The 21989-nt window shown below is 42.2% G+C and carries 23 protein-coding genes; 4 read left to right on the forward strand and 19 right to left on the reverse strand.

The genetic code is table 11. The annotated features are described in order from the left end of the window. Nucleotides 1-10: 10 nt before the first annotated feature. The 14 genes from hinT to yceD form a co-directional block, all read right to left on the reverse strand. The gene (gene hinT, locus RB151_RS12710) at nucleotides 11-364 is read right to left on the reverse strand and encodes a purine nucleoside phosphoramidase (RefSeq protein ID WP_048607414.1); all 354 of its coding nucleotides are present in this window, start codon (nucleotides 362-364) and stop codon (nucleotides 11-13) included. Between the two features lie 48 nt (nucleotides 365-412). Beyond that, nucleotides 413-1204 carry a metal-dependent hydrolase gene (locus RB151_RS12715; protein ID WP_042843447.1) on the reverse strand — a complete coding sequence of 264 codons (792 nt, stop codon included), beginning with the start codon at nucleotides 1202-1204 and terminating at the stop codon, nucleotides 413-415. A 12-nt stretch (nucleotides 1205-1216) separates the two neighbouring features. Then, nucleotides 1217-2209 (reverse strand): DNA polymerase III subunit delta', encoded by a 993-nt coding sequence (holB, locus tag RB151_RS12720; protein WP_048607416.1) that lies wholly within the window; start codon nucleotides 2207-2209, stop codon nucleotides 1217-1219. 29 nt (nucleotides 2210-2238) lie between these two features. Beyond that, on the reverse strand, nucleotides 2239-2865 hold the full coding sequence (gene tmk / locus RB151_RS12725) for a dTMP kinase (RefSeq protein WP_048607418.1): 627 nt from the start codon (nucleotides 2863-2865) through the stop codon (nucleotides 2239-2241). 7 nt (nucleotides 2866-2872) lie between these two features. Next, nucleotides 2873-3895, reverse strand: a complete 1023-nt coding sequence (gene mltG, locus RB151_RS12730) for an endolytic transglycosylase MltG (protein WP_042843444.1) — start codon at nucleotides 3893-3895, stop codon at nucleotides 2873-2875. A gap of 52 nt (nucleotides 3896-3947) precedes the next feature. Further along, nucleotides 3948-4778 (reverse strand): aminodeoxychorismate lyase, encoded by an 831-nt coding sequence (gene pabC / locus RB151_RS12735; protein ID WP_071548161.1) that lies wholly within the window; start codon nucleotides 4776-4778, stop codon nucleotides 3948-3950. A gap of 150 nt (nucleotides 4779-4928) precedes the next feature. Then, nucleotides 4929-6179 (reverse strand): beta-ketoacyl-ACP synthase II, encoded by a 1251-nt coding sequence (gene fabF / locus RB151_RS12740; protein WP_042843442.1) that lies wholly within the window; start codon nucleotides 6177-6179, stop codon nucleotides 4929-4931. 77 nt (nucleotides 6180-6256) lie between these two features. Then, nucleotides 6257-6493 (reverse strand): acyl carrier protein, encoded by a 237-nt coding sequence (gene acpP, locus RB151_RS12745; protein ID WP_042843441.1) that lies wholly within the window; start codon nucleotides 6491-6493, stop codon nucleotides 6257-6259. Between the two features lie 155 nt (nucleotides 6494-6648). Continuing rightward, a complete protein-coding gene (gene fabG / locus RB151_RS12750) occupies nucleotides 6649-7383 on the reverse strand; it encodes a 3-oxoacyl-ACP reductase FabG (RefSeq protein WP_048607423.1) in 735 nt (244 codons plus the stop codon). A gap of 7 nt (nucleotides 7384-7390) precedes the next feature. Further along, nucleotides 7391-8323 carry an ACP S-malonyltransferase gene (gene fabD / locus RB151_RS12755; protein WP_071548162.1) on the reverse strand — a complete coding sequence of 311 codons (933 nt, stop codon included), beginning with the start codon at nucleotides 8321-8323 and terminating at the stop codon, nucleotides 7391-7393. Between the two features lie 18 nt (nucleotides 8324-8341). Further along, entirely contained in the window at nucleotides 8342-9292 is a 951-nt protein-coding gene (locus tag RB151_RS12760; protein ID WP_042844304.1) for a beta-ketoacyl-ACP synthase III, read from the reverse strand. A 9-nt stretch (nucleotides 9293-9301) separates the two neighbouring features. After that, entirely contained in the window at nucleotides 9302-10342 is a 1041-nt protein-coding gene (gene plsX / locus RB151_RS12765) for a phosphate acyltransferase PlsX (RefSeq protein WP_071548163.1), read from the reverse strand. 12 nt (nucleotides 10343-10354) lie between these two features. Continuing rightward, nucleotides 10355-10525: a 50S ribosomal protein L32 gene (gene rpmF / locus RB151_RS12770; RefSeq protein ID WP_006660802.1), complete on the reverse strand. Its 171-nt coding sequence runs from the start codon at nucleotides 10523-10525 to the stop codon at nucleotides 10355-10357. A 12-nt stretch (nucleotides 10526-10537) separates the two neighbouring features. Next, nucleotides 10538-11062, reverse strand: coding sequence for a 23S rRNA accumulation protein YceD (gene yceD, locus RB151_RS12775; RefSeq protein WP_048607428.1), 525 nt, complete (start codon nucleotides 11060-11062; stop codon nucleotides 10538-10540). 143 nt (nucleotides 11063-11205) lie between these two features. On the opposite strand from yceD, the gene RB151_RS12780 reads away from it, so the two are divergent. Further along, nucleotides 11206-11790, forward strand: a complete 585-nt coding sequence (locus tag RB151_RS12780; protein ID WP_071548164.1) for a Maf family protein — start codon at nucleotides 11206-11208, stop codon at nucleotides 11788-11790. A gap of 55 nt (nucleotides 11791-11845) precedes the next feature. Here the strand turns inward: RB151_RS12780 and rluC are convergent, their stop codons facing one another. Then, nucleotides 11846-12805, reverse strand: coding sequence for a 23S rRNA pseudouridine(955/2504/2580) synthase RluC (gene rluC, locus RB151_RS12785; RefSeq protein WP_071548165.1), 960 nt, complete (start codon nucleotides 12803-12805; stop codon nucleotides 11846-11848). Between the two features lie 540 nt (nucleotides 12806-13345). Between rluC and rne the strand changes: the two genes are divergently transcribed. Then, nucleotides 13346-16636: a ribonuclease E gene (gene rne, locus RB151_RS12790; RefSeq protein ID WP_048607433.1), complete on the forward strand. Its 3291-nt coding sequence runs from the start codon at nucleotides 13346-13348 to the stop codon at nucleotides 16634-16636. 202 nt (nucleotides 16637-16838) lie between these two features. Next, nucleotides 16839-17210, forward strand: coding sequence for a colicin-like pore-forming protein (locus tag RB151_RS22970; protein WP_315984921.1), 372 nt, complete (start codon nucleotides 16839-16841; stop codon nucleotides 17208-17210). Nucleotides 17211-17228: 18 nt separating this feature from the next. Here the strand turns inward: RB151_RS22970 and RB151_RS12800 are convergent, their stop codons facing one another. After that, complete coding sequence (locus RB151_RS12800; protein WP_048607436.1) at nucleotides 17229-17519, reverse strand: colicin E1 family microcin immunity protein; 291 nt, start codon at nucleotides 17517-17519, stop codon at nucleotides 17229-17231. Nucleotides 17520-17741: 222 nt separating this feature from the next. Between RB151_RS12800 and RB151_RS12805 the strand changes: the two genes are divergently transcribed. Beyond that, nucleotides 17742-18032 carry a putative quinol monooxygenase gene (locus RB151_RS12805; protein ID WP_042843432.1) on the forward strand — a complete coding sequence of 97 codons (291 nt, stop codon included), beginning with the start codon at nucleotides 17742-17744 and terminating at the stop codon, nucleotides 18030-18032. Between the two features lie 215 nt (nucleotides 18033-18247). Here the strand turns inward: RB151_RS12805 and RB151_RS12810 are convergent, their stop codons facing one another. The 3 genes from RB151_RS12810 to RB151_RS12820 are packed head-to-tail and all read right to left on the reverse strand — an operon-like array spanning nucleotide 18248 to nucleotide 21947. Next, nucleotides 18248-19063, reverse strand: a complete 816-nt coding sequence (locus tag RB151_RS12810) for a dimethyl sulfoxide reductase anchor subunit family protein (protein WP_071548167.1) — start codon at nucleotides 19061-19063, stop codon at nucleotides 18248-18250. 2 nt (nucleotides 19064-19065) lie between these two features. Continuing rightward, nucleotides 19066-19614, reverse strand: a complete 549-nt coding sequence (locus tag RB151_RS12815) for a 4Fe-4S dicluster domain-containing protein (protein ID WP_187265060.1) — start codon at nucleotides 19612-19614, stop codon at nucleotides 19066-19068. 2 nt (nucleotides 19615-19616) lie between these two features. After that, the gene (locus RB151_RS12820) at nucleotides 19617-21947 is read right to left on the reverse strand and encodes a molybdopterin-containing oxidoreductase family protein (RefSeq protein ID WP_042843429.1); all 2331 of its coding nucleotides are present in this window, start codon (nucleotides 21945-21947) and stop codon (nucleotides 19617-19619) included. Nucleotides 21948-21989 lie beyond the last annotated feature (42 nt).

Here is a 21989-nt window from a genome sequence, read left to right on the forward strand (position 1 = left end):
CCCCTTCCTATTATAATTTAGCCAATAAAGGTCCTAATGGGCGACCACCCACTAAATGCATATGAATATGGAATACCTCTTGTCCAGAATGCTCATTGCAATTCATAATCAAACGATAGCCATTTTCAGCAATGCCTTCTTCTTTGGCAATTTTAGCTGCCACCGTAAATAAACGCCCTAACGCCAGTTCGTCATCCACCGTCACATCGTTTACTGTGGGGATTAATTTATTGGGGATAATTAAAATATGTGAAGGCGCTTGTGGCGATATATCACGAAATGCCGTGACAAGCTCATCTTGGTAAACGACATCCGCAGGGATTTCGCGACGAATGATTTTACTAAAAATTGTTTCTTCTGCCATATCAATTCCCTTACTAATCCAATAGTTAGTTTATATATTGTTAACAAGTTACCCGTTATTCGAGCCAACATTCAAATGAAATAAACGATTGAAATTTTGTGTTGTAATTTCAGCCATTTGTTCAACGCTAACCCCTTTCAGCACCGCCATGTATTCAGCCACATCACGTACGTATGCAGGCTGATTTTCTTTTCCACGATGCGGTACTGGGGCCAAATATGGGGAGTCTGTTTCGACCAAGATTCTATCTAGGGGCACAATACGCGCCGCTTCTCTGATTTGTTCAGCATTGCGGAATGTCACAATCCCTGAAAATGAAATATACATTCCTAAATCGAGCAATTCGCTAGCTGTCGCTTTGTCTTCAGTGAAACAGTGTAATACCCCACCACACTCACTAACTTGTTCTTCACGTAAAATTGTTAGCGTATCCTTTTGCGCAGCACGCGTATGTACGATCACGGGTTTATTTACTGCTCGGCCGATACGGATATGCTGACGAAAAGACTCTTGCTGCAATGCAGCATTCTCTTGTTGATAGTAGTAATCAAGCCCTGTCTCACCAAGTGCCACAACCTCAGGGCCGGCGGCTAATTGTGCTAAGCGCTCAAAATCATAGCCTTCGTCTAAATTAAGTGGATGAATACCACATGAAAAAGCAATATTGTCACGTAACCCAATGAGCTTTTTCATCTGTTCAAAACCGGGCAACGTTGTTGCCACGGCAAGCATGAAACGGACATCACGAGCCGATGCCTTAGCGATAACATCATCGACATTAGTGTGTAATTTTTCATAATCTAAACAGTCGAGATGGCAGTGTGAATCAACAACAAACATATTTAACTCTTTTTAAAATGAAGGTGAAGCCAATAAGGCTTCCCATTGTAATAATTGATTGGTCAGAATAAGTTCCTGATTAAGCGCAGGAACTGTCAATAATTGATAACGACAATGTAGCCACTGTTCATAAGCCTCCAATAATTGAGAACGGTTCATGGTACTGGCCAATTGCATAACTTGTGCAAGATGATCTTGGTTAATACAAAACGTTGTCGCACCTTGCTGTACTTTAACTGCATCGGAAAGTAAGGTTAATAACCAACTTAGGGCAGCTGAAGCTTCTTCAATATTCAATCGTGGCAATAAACTTAGCATATCCCGCGTTTGTAATGCTGTAGAGATACTTTGGCATAATGCATTCCGTTTTTGCCAAAGATGTTCTTCTAACAGAGCCAGAGCGGCTACTGGAGCACCTTGACAAAGTTTCAATGCGGTTATTGCGTGATCAACAACTACATTTGGCTGTTGTTTTTGTAACCAATACAAAGCAATTTGTGGGTCAGGAGCTGGCAAAAAATGACTTAAACAACGGCTACGAGTTGTGGCAAGTAAATTCTCTGGTTTGTCACTACTTAATAGAAAATAAGTGTCTTTTGCAGGCTCTTCCAGCGTTTTTAGTAACGCATTCGCCGCAGCATCAGTGAAAGCTTCAATTCTAGGAATATACACCACTTTATTGCCACCTTGTTGAGAATGACTACTCAAGGTTTCAATTAATTTCCTAACAGCATCAACACTGACCGTTGATTTACCTTTTTCAACGTCAATAACATGATAATCGGGGTGTGTTCCTGCTAGCATTAATCTGCAGCTATGGCACTTCCCACAACTTTTCAGCCCTTCACGATCTTGGCAAATAAGCCAACGACTAATACCATAGCAAAGTGCATCGGCTCCATTTCCAGGCAAAGAATGAAGTAGTAAGGCATGGTGCCCTCGCCCACTTTGATAGTTCGCTATAATTTGCCGGTAAGGTTCATTTAACCAAGGATACCAATTCATGTTATTAACACCTTACTTTTTGCCTATCATTATTTAGCTAGCCATTGGGTCAGTGTTTGGCGAATATCATATTGTACTTGCTCAATATTTTGGCTCGCATCAACCGTCAGTATTGTTTCATCTTCCGCTGCCAGTTCAAGGTAGCGGTGACGGGTCCTTTCAAAAAAGGCTAACGATTCTTTTTCGATTCTATCTAACTCACCGCGGGACCTTGCACGTTGTAAGCCCAATTCTGGCGATAAATCAAGATACAAGGTTAATGATGGTTTAAACTCACCAAGTACCAAATCACGTAACGACTTCATTAACTGGAGGTCGATTTCCCTTCCGCCGCCTTGGTACGCCTGTGATGACAAATCATGGCGGTCACCAACAACCCATTTACCTGCGGCTAAAGCCGGTTTAATCACTGTTTCAACGAGTTGAACTCGCGCTGCATATAACATTAATAGCTCAGCTTTATCAGTGACTTTATCGCCTTCAATCCCTTGTTTGATCAGCTCTCGTAGCTTTTCGGCTAGTGGCGTCCCACCCGGTTCCCGAGTGAAAACGATATCCGTAATACCCGCCTGATTAAGTGTATCTACCACCGTATTGATTGCAGTCGTTTTGCCTGCACCTTCTAATCCTTCAATAACAATAAATTGATTTTTCATTTTTTTATCATTTTTGCTGTTCAAATTGGCGATAAACTTTGACCGCCCGATTGTGTTCATTCAAGTTGCGACTAAAAGTATGACCGCCTTTACCATCTGCGACAAAATAGAGGTAATCCGTTTTAGCTGGGTGCGCAGCCGCTTTTATTGATGCCAAACTTGGCATTGCTATCGGTGTTGGCGGCAACCCATCAATTTTATAAGTATTGTACGGTGTGTAATTGTCTAAATCACTACGATAAATCTTACCATCATACTTATCACCTAGGCCGTAAATAACTGTTGGGTCGGTTTGTAAGCGCATATTTTTCTTCAAACGATTAACAAACACCGATGCAACTTGCGACCTTTCACTCTCTACACCGGTTTCTTTTTCAATAATTGAAGCCATAATCAGCATTTCATAAGCATTTTTATAAGGTAGGTCTCTATCTCGCCCTTGCCATTCTTCTTCAAGGCTACTTTGCATGCGCTTATATGCACGCTTTAAAATTTCCGTATCTTTTGTCCCCGCCGTATATAAATAGGTGTCAGGGTATAACCACCCTTCTAGTGTACCTTCACCTTTGAACCCGATAAACGCATGAAGTTCTGCTGGTGTCATCTCTGTCGATGTATGTTCTAAGTAAGGGGCATCACGTAAAATGTTACCCCAATCATTCAATCGGTTACCTTCAATAAAACGAATAGAAAATTGAGCTTCTTTACCGCTAACCACTAACGATAATAATTGTTCTACGGTCATGTCAGGTTGTAAACGGTATGTCCCCGCTTTTAATTGAGCGAGTTCCGGCCGTAATTTTAATAACCATTGAAACTCATTCCCCTGCTCAATCATATTTTCTTTGACTAGCAAGGCTTCAAATGCAACTCGCCCAGTCCCTGTAGGAACCGTTAAAATTTTCTCTTGAGTCAAGTTAATGGGGGTTTTCGCATAGTTCATGACTTGACGATATTGTAAATATACGGCAACGGCTACAACAGCAGTAAGAGTCACAGTAATCAGAATGATTTTTTTGGCTAATTTCATTTATTGACCATTTCAATAAGTGTTTAGGTAATAGTGATATAGTTTTTAGATACTAGATTTTGCAGCGCAAAAAGAGATACTCAAATAATTCACGCGACATGAATTGTAATGGCGACTGCCCTTTGCTTAACTGAATGCTTTGTACAGGTAACACTGGCATCAATGCATTACAAATAATCACTTCATCACAATAATTCAAAATAGAGGCAAACCGCTCAACTTCTTGAAAATGGTACTGACTATCTTGCAGTAGTGCTATGATCTTTTGTCTCATTAATCCATTCACACCACAATGAGATAATTTTGGGGTGTAGACTGTTTGACCAACTCGCCAAAAGACATTGGCACTACAACATTCAACGATAACGCCGTTGGTATCAAGTACGATGGCCTCATCCGCGTTATACTCATCAATTTCTTGTCTGATAAGAACTTGCTCTAACCGGTTGAGGTGTTTCATACCTGCTAATAATGGGCTACGTGCCAATGGGATCTCACTTAAGATTAACGCAGCCCCTTTACATTGTAGTTGAACATAGTTTTGTGGAAAGGGAGAAACACTGACAATCACTGTTGGTGAATTAAAGCCTCTAGAACTATAACCCCGCCCCCCTGCACCACGGCTAATTATCACCTTTAGCACCAGTTCATCTTCTACTTGCTGCGCGCAAATATGCAATAAATGCTGTTTCAGCATACCCCAGTCAGGCTGAGTTATTTTCAACCGCTGGCTGTCATGCTGCAAACGTGCAATGTGCTCATCTAACATTTTAGCTTGCTGATTAACGACATGTACGGTCGTAAAGCAGCCGTCCCCAAAAGAGACTGCACGATCAGTTACGCTTATTTGCTGGCAAACTTGCCCATTAACCCAATATGACATTGATAATACTTATAATAAAAGCTGATAAATCAGACAGTAAACAAGATGAGTCATCATAAACTAAAGCGAATGGCTGTGCAAAGAGATGGGCAAAATAAAGCCCTAGTCACTTTCAGCGACTAGGGCTAATTAATAACGGTGATAGATTATTTACTCGCCGTGATAACGACGGAAAATCAATGAACCGTTTGTACCACCAAAACCAAATGAGTTACACAGAGCATACTCCATGTTCTCAACCTTGCGTGCATGACCTGGGACAAAGTCCAGTTTGCATGCTTCATCTGGGTTATCCAGATTAATGGTTGGTGGAACAGTTTGATCACACAATGATAAGATGGTAAAGATTGACTCAATAGCACCCGCTGCACCTAAAAGATGCCCTGTCATGGATTTGGTTGAGCTAACGAGTACATCAGTACCCTCACCAAATACAGACACAACAGCCTGTGCTTCGGCTAAGTCACCCGCAGGTGTCGAAGTACCGTGAGCATTAATATACCCTACGTCACTTGCTTGAATACCTGCATCTTTCAGTGCGTTTTCCATTGCAAGCGCTGCGCCTTCCCCATTTTCTGGAGGCGAAGTCATATGGTAGGCATCACTGCTCATCCCAAAGCCTGCAATTTCGGCATAAATTTTCGCACCACGCGCTTTGGCATGTTCATATTCTTCAAGAATAATGATACCTGCACCATCACCAAGAACAAAACCATCACGGTCTTTATCCCAAGGGCGACTTGCTGCTTGTGGGTCATCATTACGAGTTGATAACGCTCTTGCTGCGCCAAAACCCGCAACACCAAGCGGGGTTGTTGCTTTTTCAGCACCGCCTGCAACCATTACTTCTGCATCACCATAAGCAATCATACGCGCCGCATGACCAATATTATGCACACCCGATGTACAGGCTGTAGCAATAGAAATACTGGGACCACGGAAACCGTACATAATACTTAAATGACCAGCCACCATATTAATGATGGTTGACGGTACGAAGAATGGGCTAACTTTTCTAGGACCACCGTGTAATAGAGATTCACAGTTATCCTGAATTAACCCTAACCCACCAATACCAGAACCAATCGCTGCACCAATCCGAGTAGCATTGGCTTCTGTTACTTCCAACCCTGCATCTTTAAAGGCCTGAAAGCCTGCTGCGATGCCGTATTGGATAAATGGGTCCATTTTTTTCGCATCTTTACGAGAGATGCCAAAATCTTCGTAATTGAAATCTTTTACTAAGCCAGCAAATTTAGTTGCGTGGTTAATAGTATCAAAATGCTCAATTAGGCTGATACCACTCTGTCCGTCACAAACAGCTTTCCATGATGACTCAACTGTGTTGCCGACAGGAGATAACATGCCCAGTCCGGTTACGACTACACGACGCTTAGACACGTATTTCCTCCAAGGAGGGAAAAGTTACAAAGGAAACATAGGCGATCGAGTGATCGCCTAGATAAGTTTTCGTACAATTATTTAGATGCGTTGCCGACGTAATCCAACGCTGCCTGTACTGTTGTGATCTTTTCAGCTTCTTCGTCAGGGATTTCGCAATCGAACTCTTCTTCTAGAGCCATAACCAGCTCAACTGTGTCAAGAGAATCAGCGCCCAAGTCATCAACAAATGAAGCTGTATTTACAACTTCTTTCTCTTCAACACCCAGTTGTTCAACGATGATTTTCTTAACGCGTTCTTCGATAGTGCTCATACTATTAAAATTCCTATCAAAACTCGCTTTCGCGATGGTTTTCGTAGTTTATGAAATACAGGAAAAGATACAACCCAATCCCGACTGTTGGAACCATTATTTTGCATTATTTAGCGTTGGATAACACTAATAATGCAAATAGTTCCATCATTTCTTTAGATCATGTACATGCCACCATTGACATGCAATGTTTCACCTGTGATGTAAGCCGCTTCGTCAGAAGCTAAAAACGCTACAGCACTGGCAATTTCTTGTGCATCACCCAGTCTATCAGCAGGAACCTGAGATAAAATGCCTGCACGCTGTTCATCTGTCAATGCTTTAGTCATATCAGTTTCGATAAAACCAGGTGCAACGACGTTGACAGTAATACCACGAGAAGCGATTTCACGAGCTAATGATTTACTAAAACCAATCAGCCCAGCTTTCGCTGCCGCGTAGTTTGTTTGCCCCGCATTTCCCATCACCCCAACAACAGATGCGATAGAAATAATACGACCATAACGTTTTTTCATCATGGCACGCAAAACGGATTTAGACAAACGGTAAACGGATGAAAGATTGGTGTCAATAACATCTTGCCATTCATCATCTTTCATACGCATCAATAGGTTATCACGTGTGATACCTGCATTATTAATCAAAATGTCAATTTCACCAAATTCTTTACGGATCTTGGTCAAAGTTTCTTCGATTGATGCTGCATCAGTCACGTTTAACGCTAAACCTTTACCTTTACCATCAAGGTAAGCGGTAATAGCTTCTGCGCCTTTTTCGCTTGTTGCGGTCCCAATAACAGTTGCACCGCGTGCGATTAAGGTTAAAGCTATCGCTTTACCTATCCCACGGCTAGCACCTGTTACCAGTGCAATTTTTCCTTCAAAGCCCATGTCTTCCTCAGCTATTTTCTAAAGCAGTGCTCAATGATACAGGATCATTGATTGCTACGGCAGTTAAATTAGAGACAATTCGCTTGGTAAGACCAGTCAATACTTTACCCGGCCCTACTTCGATAAGGTGTTCAACACCTTGATCTGCCATCAATTCTACTGTTTCCGTCCAACGGACTGGATTATACAGCTGACGGACTAAAGCATCACGAATATTTTGCGCCGATTGCTCTATTTTAACATCAACATTGTTGATAACTGGATAGTCTGGCTCACAAAAATCAATTTTTTCTAACGCATCGGCTAATTTATCAGCAGCAGGCTTCATTAATGCACAGTGAGAAGGAACACTCACAGATAACGGCAATGCACGTTTTGCTCCTGCTTCTTTACATGCAGCCCCTGCACGTTCTACTGCAGCTTTTTCACCGGCGATAACGACTTGCCCAGGTGAATTAAAATTAACCGGAGAAACAACTTGGCCTTGTGCAGATTCTTGACAAGCTTTTTTAATGGATTCGTTATCTAAACCGATAATGGCATACATCGCACCCGTCCCTTCAGGAACAGCTTCTTGCATTAATTTGCCACGTAATTCAACAAGTTTAATTGCTTGTTTAAAATCAATAACCCCTGCGCAAACCAACGCGGAGTATTCACCTAAGCTATGACCCGCCATAATCGCTGGCATCGCACCATTTTTGTCTTTCCAAACACGGAAGATAGCCACGGATGCGGCTAACAATGCGGGCTGAGTCTGCCATGTTTTATTTAATTCTTCTTCTGGCCCATTTTGTACTAGTGCCCAAAGATCGTAACCCAATGCTTCCGATGCTTCAGCGAATGTCTGCTCAACTAGCTGATTTTCCTCAGCCAGTGCCGCTAACATACCTAAAGACTGAGAACCCTGTCCGGGAAATACCATAGCAAATTGTGTCATGTCTATTTTCTCAGTTAATTAAAAACGAACTAATGCAGAGCCCCAAGTGAAACCACCACCAAAGGCCTCTAAAAGCACCAGTTGACCACGTTGAATACGGCCATCTCGAACCGCTTCATCCAAAGCGGTTGGAACTGATGCTGCAGAAGTATTACCATGACGGTCAAGGGTGACAACAACTTTATCCATTGTCATATCTAACTTTTTAGCCGTCGCAGATATAATTCTTAAATTTGCTTGATGTGGCACTAACCAATCAAGTTCTTCTTTTGCAATACCACTTTCAGTCAATGTTTCATCAACAATATGGGCTAATTCGCGCACTGCAACTTTAAATACTTCATTACCCGTCATCGTTAAATACGCTGGGTCTTCAGAACAGCGACTGCGGTTAGGTAATGTTAATAAATCACCATAACGACCATCCGCATGCAGATGAGTAGAAATAATACCCGGCTCTTCAGATGCACCAATAACCACAGCCCCTGCTGCATCACCGAATAAAATAATAGTACCACGGTCTTCAGGGTCTAATGTTTTTGATAATGCATCAGCGCCAATCACCAAGGCTTTCTTCGTCATACCTGTTTTGACAAACTGATCCGCAATGCTGATTGCATAAGTAAAACCAGCACAAGCTGCGGCGACATCAAAAGCAGCGCAATCATTAATACCTAACAGTTGCTGTATTTGGCAAGCTGCGCTTGGAAAGGCATGCGTCGCTGATGTTGTTGCAACAATAATCAAGCCTATTTCAGCCGCCTCAATTTGAGCCATTTCTAGCGCATTTTTTGCAGCATGTAACCCCATCACTGAGACACTTTCGTCTTCGTTTGCAATTCTTCTTTCGTGTATTCCAGTGCGTGTCACAATCCACTCATCAGAAGTATCAACCATTTTCTCCAGATCAGCATTGGTGCGCACTTGCGCTGGCAAGTAGCTGCCTGTTCCTAAGATTTTACTGTACATAGCCATAGGTTATTGATCACTCCTGGGTAAAACAATATTTAGTCGCGCTGTTATTCTTTCTGGGACTTGCTTTTCAACAGCTTGTACTGCGCGGTCAATTGCGGCTTTAAAAGCGCCTTCATTCGCTGCACCATGACTCTTGATGACAATACCTTTTAATCCTAACAGAGTCGCACCATTATACTGGTCGGGGTTCATATCCCCAAAACGCTTCATTAAACGTTTTTTTAGCCATTTTTTCGCCAGTTGCATCAACCAACTGCGTTTTTTATTTTGATCACTTGATGATTTTATCAATGAAAGGATCACTCGGATGACACCTTCCATTGTTTTTAAAGAGACGTTACCTGCGAAGCCGTCACATACTAATACATCAGTTTTGCCTGTCAGTAATTCATTACCTTCTACATAACCAATATAGTTAATTGACGTTGTTTCTTTTAACACGGAGGCGGCTTCGCGGATATTATCTAGCCCCTTGCTCTCTTCTTCGCCAATATTGAGCAAAGCGACTCTAGGTTTAGAAATATTGACCACTTCTTCGGCCATAACTGAACCCATTACAGCAAATTGCACTAACATATCACTACTACAATTGACATTAGCGCCTAAATCAAGCACAACCGTTTGGCTTTTTTGCTGATTAGGTAAGATGGTCATTAACGCAGGACGTTCAATTCCGTCTATCGACTTTAACATCAATTTAGCTAACCCCATCAGTGCACCGGTATTGCCTGCACTCACGCACGCTTGTGCCTGCCCAGTTTTTACCAACTCCAAAGCCACTCGCATTGACGTCCCCTTACTTTGTCTTATGGCATTCGATGGCTTAGCATCATTTGCGATAACACCGTCCGCAGGGATTATTTCGACACGCGAAAGTTGCTCTGCACGACATTGTGCAAGCAAAGGTTGAATGGCATCGGGTTGACCGACTAGCAGTAATTTTAGCGCTGGATTAGATGCCAGTGCCTGCAATGCAGCAGGCACCGTGACGCGGGGACCAACATCCCCGCCCATAGCATCTAACGCAATGGTTAGATTAGCCAAGGTAACAACAAATTACTTGCTGATAACCTTACGGCCACGGTAGTAACCATCTGCAGTCACGTGGTGACGCAGGTGAGTTTCACCGGAAGTTTTATCTACAGAAACTAGGGTAGCAGTCAGTGCATCATGTGAACGACGCATACCGCGTTTTGAACGAGTTGGTTTATTCTGTTGTACGGCCATTGACCTTACTCCTTAAGTACTTTTCTTTAAACTGGCTAATACGGCAAATGGGTTTGGTTTTTCTGCCTCAGGAGGCAGTTCGCCAAAGACCATATCCGCTTCGGACACTTCACAGTGTTCAGAATCATGAACCGGAACCACTGGTAAGGAAAGAATTATTTCATCTTCTATCATTCCCAGCAAATCTATTTCACCAAATTCATCAATTTGAATTGGCTCGTAGAGCTCCGGTAATGCTTCGGCCTTTTCGTCATTGACGACAGGACTAAAACAATACGATACGTAGACATGATGCTTGAAATCAGTTCTGCAACGTTGACATTTTAAGGTGACATCCACTTGGGATTTCCCCTCAATGACAGTCAAACGCTGATTATCAATTTTAAATGATAATTCGGTTTCTACATCACTATCTACACTGACTACTGATTCGGCAATACGTGTAACTTGCTCAGGTGTATAACTCCCGACATAGTCGAGGTTTTTCTGAGCTGCACGCTGCGCATCGATAGTCAGGGGTAATTTTACCTTTTGCATAAGGCGCGCATATTAACTTTGTAATGAGCTATAGTCAAAGAAAAAGGCGGGGTAAACTCGCCTTTTCACCAAAAAATCGCAGGTTTTGCGTTTTATAGTTTAAAATGAGTTAACCCTTTTGGCTACGAGTTTCGAGAAAAATCATGAAATCGATTATTTTGGCGTCAACTTCAGAGTTCCGACAAACCTTGCTAAAAAAATTAGGATTACCTTTTTTAGCGGTTCCACCTAACATTGATGAATCGCCTATTTTACATGAGTCGGCTCAAGAACTGGTCATGCGGTTAGCCCATGCAAAAGCCGCCGCTTTGGCGAACCAATACCCACAACACCTCATCATTGGTTCCGACCAAGTCTGTGTCATTGATGGAAAAATAGTTGGCAAACCTCATAGCTTTGATAACGCCTTCAAACAATTACAAGCCGCATCAGGAAATAAAATTACCTTTTATACTGGTTTATGTTTACTTAATACTGAAATAGGTAAGTTTGATGTGCAATGTGAATTGTTCGATGTCTATTTTCGCCAACTAACGGATGACGAAATCACTCATTATTTGCATAAAGAAGAACCTTTCCAGTGTGCTGGTAGTTTTAAATCTGAAGGATTGGGCATTGCTTTGTTTGAACGGCTCGAAGGAAGAGACCCTAATACATTAATCGGGTTACCTATCATATTGTTATTAGAAATGTTGAGAAAGTGCGGTGTTAACCCCCTAAGCGATTAACTAAATAGAGCATGGCGCAGTGACAGGGGTTCACTCTCTGTCACTGCCAAAACTATTAAATTGCTGTTTTACGGTTACGCAACACTTTTAAGCAACGGGTTAACCCTGCATCCATAGGTGCCTGTAAGCGCATTTCTTCCCCTGTATTTGGGTGTGTGAATTTCAGCGCACTGGCGTGCAGAAATAAACGGTTTAAACCTGTATCCGCCAATTGGCTATCAAATTGCCTGTCACCATAGCGGTCATCAAATGCAATGGGATGCCCCGCGTATAAAGTATGTACACGGATTTGGTGAGTACGCCCTGTCACTGGGCTAGCCTTAATTAAGGTTGCATTTTCAAAGCGCTCTTCAACTTTAAAACGCGTTTCTGAAGGCTTACCTTCACTGTTAACTTTTACTACTCGCTCACCACTTTGGAGGATATTTTTTAGTAGCGGCGCTTGAACGACCTTAGTATGCGACTGCCAATTTCCTCGAACTAGCGCTAAATAATCTTTTTGCATTTGCTTTAAGCGCAATTGTTCGTGTAATGCCCTAAGGGCTGAGCGTTTTTTGGCCACCAATAGAATACCTGATGTATCCCTATCAAGGCGATGAACTAACTCAAGAAAACGAGCTTCTGGGCGTAGCGCTCTAAGCCCTTCAATCACCCCAAAACTGAGCCCACTTCCGCCATGTACCGCCGTTCCAGAAGGTTTGTTCAGCACTAAGATATAATCATCTTCAAATAAAATACAGTCAGCAAGCGCTGCCACTTTCCCTAATTTAGCTGATACTGGCGCTGTTTCACGCTCAGCAACCCTAACTGGCGGTACGCGAACTTGGTCCCCTTCCAGCAATTTATATTCTGGTTTTATCCGCCCTTTGTTAACACGCACTTCCCCTTTACGGATAATGCGATAAATCATACTTTTTGGCACACCTTTGAGTTTGGTGAGCAAAAAATTGTCGATGCGTTGCCCAGCTTCGTCATCGCTGATCTCAATAAATTGAACTTGGTTTTGTATATTCATTCGGGAATGCGTTAACTCTAATTGATTAAAATATGCTCTTATTCGCTCTCTCTATCATACCGACTCCACAAAATTTTTTATCTTTTTTTTTAATTTGTCTATTTTCTGGCTGATTTATCCTATTTCTAAATAAAATTTCCATATAACTTCCGTATCGACTTGCTATAATGTCTATGGCAATGGAATAATACGAAGTCGCCGAAATGTTTAAAAAACGAAAATTGGCGTTATATAGGATTTCTTATTTGATGACGTAACAATGCAGCAATGGCGTAAGACATTTAGCAACATCAAATAAATTAGCGAGCAACGAATTTTAGCTTATTGGGTTAGGAACTTCCGTTTTCAATAACATACGGCATCCTGATTAAGAACGCTGAATTTTTAATCTAAAAATCAGGTTCACCGAATACTGCGCGTCTCTATACGAACGACTGCCGCGAGGCAGACGGTTTTGTAAAAATCACGAGGCCATCGGTTTACAGTAGCTCATTCTTTCGCTGCTCTTTATTTAAAGAAAATAATTGAGTAAGTAATAACATGAAAAGAATGCTAATAAACGCAACTCAACAGGAAGAGTTGCGTGTTGCCCTTGTAGACGGGCAACGTCTTTATGATCTGGATATCGAAAGTCCAGGTCATGAGCAAAAAAAGGCCAATATTTACAAAGGTAAAATCACCCGCATTGAACCCAGTCTTGAAGCCGCATTTGTTGACTACGGCGCTGAAAGGCACGGTTTCCTTCCTATCAAAGAAATCGCTCGTGAATACTTCCCAAGCAACTACCACTCTCAGGGCCGTCCTAACATTAAAGATGTGTTAAAGGAAGGCCAAGAAGTTATTGTCCAAGTTGATAAAGAAGAACGAGGCAATAAAGGTGCAGCACTAACGACCTTTATTAGTTTGGCTGGGAGCTATTTAGTTTTAATGCCAAATAACCCTCGCGCAGGGGGGATTTCCCGTCGTATTGAAGGTGAAGACCGTACAGAACTTAAAGAAGCTTTATCTTCTTTAGAAATTCCAGACGGTATGGGGTTAATTGTCCGTACTGCAGGTGTAGGCAAATCAGCAGAATCACTGCAACAAGATTTACTTTATCGCTTACGCCATTGGGATGCTATCCAAAAAGCGGCTGAAAACCGCCCTGCACCGTTCCTTATTCATCAAGAAAGTAACGTTATTGTTCGTGCGTTCCGTGATTATCTACGCCCTGACATTGGTGAAATTCTTATTGATAACCCGAAAGTGGTCGAAATGGCTCGTAACCATATTGAAGCTATCGGTCGCGGTGATTTCGCCAGCAAAATTAAACACTATAGTGGTGATGTTCCTTTATTTAGCCATTATCAAATCGAGTCGCAAATTGAGTCTGCATTCCAACGTGAAGTTCGTTTGCCTTCAGGTGGCGCATTAGTCATCGATACGACTGAAGCATTAACCGCTATCGATATCAACTCCTCACGGTCAACCCGTGGCGGTGATATCGAAGAAACTGCATTCAATACCAACTTAGAAGCGGCTGATGAGATTGCTCGCCAGCTACGTCTACGTGACTTGGGCGGTTTGATTGTCATTGACTTTATCGATATGACACCGGTTCGCCATCAGCGTGAAGTTGAAAATCGTCTACGTGAAGCCGTACGACAAGACCGTGCGCGCATTCAAATTGCACGTATTTCTCGTTTCGGTTTACTGGAGATGTCACGTCAACGTTTGAGTCCTTCTCTTGGTGAGTCAAGCCATCACGTCTGCCCTCGTTGCATGGGGACAGGGACAATTCGTGATAACGAGTCACTATCGTTGTCTGTGCTTCGTCTTATTGAAGAAGAAGCCTTAAAAGAGAATACCCATGAAGTACACGCGATTGTGCCAGTCCAAATCGCGTCTTATCTACTAAACGAAAAACGCAAAGCAGTCAGTGATATTGAACAACGCCAAAGCCATGTGCGTGTGGTGATTGTCCCTAATGACCAAATGCAAACGCCTCACTTCCATGTGATCCGTATTCGTAAAGGCGAAGAAGTTAACACTCTAAGCTACAATTTAGCGCAATATCATGAGACAGAAACGTTAAATCAAATTGATGAAACGACTGCAGAGCGTAAACTTCCTGAGCAACCAGCGATTTCGGCTTTTGCCCTGCAAGAACCTGTCGACATGCCTGCGGTGAAACCTAAAGAAACCGTTTCAAAAACCCCAGCAAAACCCGTGACAACAGAGCAGGCAACGCCAGGCTTATTCAGTAAAATTGCGGCCTTCTTCAAGAAGCTATTTGGTGAGGAAGAAGAAAAGGTGGTTGAGAAACCAGCACCGAAACCTCGCAATAATAATGACCGCCGCCGTAATAACGATCGTCGTCGTAACAATGATCGCCGTAATAATAACCGTCGTGACCGCGATGATAATGAAAATCGCGAAACTCGTGACAATCGCGACAATCGCAATAATCGTAATGCGACTGCGGATGAAACCAACAATCGTAATAAAGGCCGTAATAATAAAAATACGAGCCAACAAGATGAGCAAACAACTGATAGCAACAATCGCGATAATCAGCAACAACGTCGTGAGCAACGTGCAGAGCGTCGTCGCCGTCAGGACGAAAAACGTCAGCAGCAAGCTGCAAAAGCACAACAAGATGCTCAACAAGATAACGTCGAAAATGTTGCGGAGAAAGAGGAACAACAACGCCCTGTTACACCTCGTCGCCAACGTCGCCAGTTATCACAGAAAATCCGTGTTACCGATAACGACCAAGTTGTAGATTCGGTTGAAACATCACAGGAAGTGGTGGCTACGCAACCTCTTGCCGCATTGCCTGTCGTTGTAACGCCTGTCAATCAGTCTGAAGGTGAAGTTAAAACAGAAGACCTGCAAGGCGTAAACACTCATGCAGATGACGAAGAAAAGCAAGACACCATCATTCCTCGTCGTTCACGTCGTTCGCCACGCCACTTACGCGTAAGTGGGCAACGTCGTCGTCGCTACCGTGATGAGCGTCATTTGAATAAGTCGCCAATGCCATTAATCGCTGCGGTTGCCTCACCTGAACTAGCATCAGGTAAAGTATTTATTCATTATCCTATCGCCCAACCACAACAAGAAGGTATGGCGATCATTACTAATGAAGAAATGCTGGAACAACAAAGTGTTGATGAAGCCTCTTCGGCTGAAAAAACAAAAGTGACAGCGTCACAGCCAGAGGTTATTGTTCCTGCTGTAACGGCTACCGCTGTTGAGGTTACTCAGGTAGAAGTATCAGAAACGGTTGCATCCCCTGTTGTGGAAGCTGAAGTTAAAGCCCCTGCCGATGAACAACCAGTAGAAGCAGTACCTGTTGAGATTGAGGCCGTTGAAGTGACTCAATCTGAAAACACACTAACTGAAACTACAGCAATCGTCGAGAAAGCGCCTGAAACAACAGAGCAAGTGATTGAGTCTCCTGTTGAATCTGTTGTTAAGTCAGAAACAACTGAGCTCGTTGTAGAAGAAGCTCCCGCTCAAACTGAAGCTGTTGATGAAACTGTGACTCAATTCGTTGAAGAAACATCAACGTCTGAGGTTATCGTTGAGACAGCAAAAGAGCCCGTAATAGTTAAAGAGGTTGAACCCGTTAAGGTCACCGAATCAACTGTTGTCGCTGTAAGCTTACATAAACGCCATGCGTATTCACCAATGACTAAAGCGCCTGCCCCTGAAACTTCGGGTGCGCCATTTGAAATTAAAGAATACCTACGCGATGCCTCAACCTTTGAAGGTAAAGGTGGCGCAGGTGGCCATGTTGCTTCAAACGTCGCAACCTCTGAAATGGCAAAACCTGCTGATTTCTAAGAACTAGCTAGCTGTAAACATAAAAGCCTTGATAGGAAACTATCAAGGCTTTTCTTATTTACAGCTGATTTTTATAAAGAAGTTTTTAATACTTACGGTGAAAATGCAGAGAAATTGGCTAAAGCTATGGAAGACAAGCTAAAGGAAAAAAGACCGTGATGTTGAGGATGCATTAAAAGCTTATAATAAGTATATCAATAATATCAGTAGGAAAATTGATGCAAAAGATCGCAAAGCCATTACAGCAGTATTAAAGTCAGTTAAAGCTGAAGATATTGCAAAAAATTTCAAGAAATCTAGTAAGGGTATGTTATACACAAGCCGAGCAATTGACTTTATTGATTGGTCAAATGAATTAATAAAAGCAATCGACACTAATAATTGGAGACCTTTTTTTGTTAAAACAGAAACAATAGCGGCTGGAATGACAGCTACAGCTCTTGCTGGATTCGCTTTTAATGCATTGCTTGGCGGGCCTATTGGTATACTAGGATATGGCTTAATTATTGCAGGGACAGGCGCATTAATTAATGATAGTTTAGTCGAAGAAGCAAATAATTTGATTGGTATTTAGCCATAAAATAGATGCTATTTACTTCGCTGACAATCTTGTTATAAATAGAGTTATAATAAAAACCAACGTAATTGGAATAGATAATAAAAATACGACACCACCATATATGGCTAATCCTCCAGCCTTACCCGCTGTGTCCATAAATAAGCCTCTATTCCAAAATTCTCTAGTGGTAAACATTAGAAAAAAGCTTTCAACTGCCCATTTTGCAAATGGGAAAATGATAATACCAACAACACTAATAAATAACATCAGTGACTTATATTTGAGTTCACTACCCAAATAAGAATATAAAAACAAATCCCCCATAAACCAGCCCAACACATATTTTGAATATAATATTTTTTATTCATTAACCATTTCCTTACTTTACTTTGGAGTATGATGGCAAATCCCATATGAGAATAAGAACTCATATTAACTCTAGTTATTAGTATATATTGATATCTTAAAGTCACTGATTCATCAGCACTTAATAATTACTTTGTGTTAATGTGTGATTACCTATCATTCATTACAAAGGATGGCATTATGTTGAAAGTCATTGCAGAAGATTTTATCCAAAACGAAGCGATTGAGATTGTTATGCCGCTATACCGTGAATTGGTCGCTGCGACCAAACAAGAACCATTGTGTATCAGCTATGACCTTTATGTTGACCAAAAAGATCCTGGGCACTTTATTTTTATCGAGGAGTGGCCGAACCAAGAAGCGCTAGATATTCACTGTGCCAGCGAACATTTCAAACGTCTCGTTCCCCTAATCAACAGCTATAAACGTTCTGATCCTATTATCATACTGATGAATGGTGCCTTTGAATAAGTGCATGAGCTAAACATACCCCAGCATATGGCGAGAACCCATGCACAACACTACAGGCCGAATTCTAATATCGACAAAACCTAGATAATCCTCTATATAGTTCGACTTGTAGCTAGGCGGCAAACTAAACGAGGCCCTAGGAGCATACATCAGTATGTGACTAGGGCGAGTGTGTGAAGCCAACAACGCTACAAGGTGAAATATGACGAGGATTTTTAGAACCAAGGTGCTTGGATCATCACCGAACCATAGAACAGCGCACGGCCGGCCAATTCTCCGCTAAAAATCGCCAACATCACCAAAACCATTACCATAACCGATGGTCGTTCCTTATATGCTTTCATTGCCACAATACATGGCAATAGCATACTCATTACAACTTGCCACCACAGTAAATAGCTTCCTCCTTGGCTAGCGGGTAATTGCAAGCGAATGATTTGCGCAGCTAATACCAACATAACACCTATCAGCACCCCTACTTTGATAATGGATAGTAATGGTTTCCCTTGTCCAATAACGAATAAGGCAACTAGACTAAAACCAAGGACAATCGCACTACCAATGAACGCGATTTGCGTCGCTGGCGTGTGCCATAATGGATGCGCAACCATTTGATAATACACTTGTGCAGTTACAAAAATAGCCGCAATACCACCAAGGGCGCTTAACCAGCCAAGTAACTGATTTCGCACATTCACTTGGGGTGATACCCAACACGAGAGTGCCCATAACGTGACAAGACCATTTAATAAAATAAATGTCACCGCTTCACGGCTCAACCATGAATGGCTTAACCCAAGTATGGAGCGATACGCTTCTAGTGGTACTCCCAAATGCCCCATTGACATAGAAGAGCCGATCACCTCGATTAACCAAATCGCTAATACTGCTCTGCGTAGCACTCCGCCTGATAAAATATTTTCCTTGCTAGCATTCATTTGATAAATAGTTAATGCAAGAATAGCGCCAATTCCCCACTGGCTCATTACCGTAAAAAATACCAGAGGAAGTTCCATATATTTAATATCCATGATTAATCCTCCATACCAATAATCACAATATTTGGATTGCTGATAGTGTGGTCTGGCATATTGTAACGTTGTTCTAACAGCGCCCAATTTGTTGTGTGTTTTTTACGTAGTTCTGTAATTTCACCGAATTCGATAGCCCCTGTTGGACAAGATTCCACACACCTTGGTAATAACCCTTCATCTAACCGTTCCGCACACATATTACATTTGCTGGTTTTACCTTCTACTGGGTCAAATACAGGCGCGTGATATGGGCATGCCATAATACACATCTGGCAACCTATGCACTTTTCATGGTCTTGGACGACTATGCCATCTGCTCGTTTTGTATAGGTATCCGCAGGGCAAACCTTTAAGCATTGAGGGTCATCGCAGTGATTACAAGACATCGTAATAAATGCTTGGGTATTTGGAGCATCACTATTAAACTCACGAACTCGGCGCCAAAGTACTCCTGGTGGTGTCACATTTTCCGACTTACACGCCATTGAACAAGTACGGCAACCGTAACAATCTTTAGTATTGATTAAAAAACCATATTGTTTAGCCATGACTAAGCCTCCCTTCTCACATCAACCAACGTACTATTGCAGCAATGCCCGGTTCCTAAATGTTCCACTTGGTCATTCGTGACATGACTACTACTTCCCCCTTGCTGCTCCCACCAGCCATTATCGAGAGAAATAACCCCTTTTTTAATATGAGTAGTCACTACCGCGATAGCGCGATGCTCGCCTCGGTCATTGAATGTAATTGCCCATTCACCATTCTTAATACCTCGTTGTTTTGCATCTTCTGGGTGGATTAACACATTAGGCTGATTGCGCTGAACCTCAAGTATCCATTCATTCATGCCATGGCTTGAGTGTACACTCCGCGCCAACTTACGTTGCACCGCCATTAAAGGATATTTTTTAGCTAACTCAGGGGAACCTTTCACCGATTCAGTCACTTGGTAGTAAGCAACGACAGGTGAGAAATTTTTCTTTTGCCAATCTTCAATAAACAAATGTGCTTTCTTGGTTGATGTTCTAAAAACACCATCTTTGAACGGTATCCAATCCCCTTCAACAGGCCGTACAGGCCCTTTTTCCAGCATCTGACGAGTGATCCCAGAACCAGCTAAACAAGCATCGATATAATGTTCAATCGGTTGATTAAATACCTCACCAAAACCAAATCGTTCTGCTAAGCGGGCAAAAATCCAATAATCAGGTTTTGCTTCCCCAGCTGGTTCAACGGCTTTTTCCATTAATTGTACATATTGGCTGCGAACTCCGGCCATTAGGCTGGTATCTTCGAAGATTGTAGTGACGGGTAATACAAGGTCTGCATACAGTGCCGTGGAGCTCATTAGATTATCCGCTACCACAACAAATGGGACTTTCTTCAATGCTTCTCGAACCTTATTCGTGTTAGGTAATTGCGTCATTACCCCCATGGTCATAATCCACCAAAAATTAATCGGATGAGGTTTATCATTCACAATATAGTCGCCGACTTTAGCAACAGGAATAGGGGTAATTTTTTTGGCATTCGGTGCAGGTGGCACTATCGGGCTAAAATTCGCCATTTGCCGAGCACCACCCGCATCACAAACACCTGCCCCGCGCTTACCTATATTCCCTGTCAGTAGTGCAAGATAAAACTGGCTAGCAGCCACATAAGCCCCATGTTCTGTGCGCTGAGCACCGGACATATTTTGTACAATCATTGAAGGTGTAATCGATGAATAATCACGAGCAAGGCGTACGATAGTTTCAACGGGAACATCGGTTTCTTCACTAACACGTTTGACATCCCAACCTTTTGCCTGCTGGTAAATTTGCTCAAAGACCGTGGTGTAACCCAGGTTATCCGGTAATTCATTTTGGAATAATGCGGGTTTGATATTCGGTGTGTCATGGCGAGCCAATTGCCCACTTAACAGGTCAAACACTAAGTAACTGTCTTTATCGTTATTATCTTGCCTAACTTGCTGTTGTTTATCATCAACTAAGTACACGGCTCCAGTATGAGCCCTGAGAAAATCCTCATCGATACGGTTTTCTTCAATGATAATTTTGATCATCCCCAAAGCAAGTGCGGTGTCAGTACCCGGTATAATCGGTATCCACTCATCTGCTTTTGCTGCGGTTTCATTAAAACGAGGGTCAATCACCACCAGCCGAGCTCCATTTTTTCGGGCTTGGTTATAGTTTTTAAAATAGGCTTGCATCGTCACTGCTGGGTTATTCCCCCAACACAAAATATAACGACTATCCGCGATGGTATCCCGCGTATCGGCATAACGTAGCCCTAGCATCGGTATCATCGCAGCAGTGACTGCCGAGCAACATAAAGAGCCCGCTTGCTTTGTTGAGCCACCTAAATAATCAAAAAACGCTTTACCCATATCATTTTTAATAGAATCCATATTTCCGGCATGGGTCGATATGAATAGCCCTTCATTTCCATATTTGGTAATCGTTTCTCTGATATTTTTTTCGATAAGGTCGAGAGCTTCATCCCAACTTATTGGTTTGAACTCAGCTTTCCCTTTTTCACCGACCCTTAATAGTGGTGTTGTTATGCGTTGGTCATGATAAACCCATTTAGTCCGGCTCATTCCTCTTAAACAACATTTAACATTAAACCCTTCAGTTGCTTGTATTTTCATCAACTTACCTTGGTATGTATACGCTGTAAGGTTGCAGTGCAAACATTCCATAGCACAAGTTGATCGAAAGGTTTTGTAGTCAGATAGTTTTAATCTCACCCTAGGTAAAGGTTGATTATTATTCGCCTCAGCGAAAGAACAAGGAGCTATGGTAGCTAAACCAACCACGCCGAGCCCTTTTAATAGAGTTCGGCGTTTTATTCGTAATTCATTTATTGTTTTCATTATAGTAAACCTCGACATTGCTTTTTAAAGTTCACTATATAT

It is taken from the genome of Providencia rettgeri (assembly GCF_001874625.1).
Lineage (GTDB): Bacteria > Pseudomonadota > Gammaproteobacteria > Enterobacterales > Enterobacteriaceae > Providencia > Providencia huashanensis.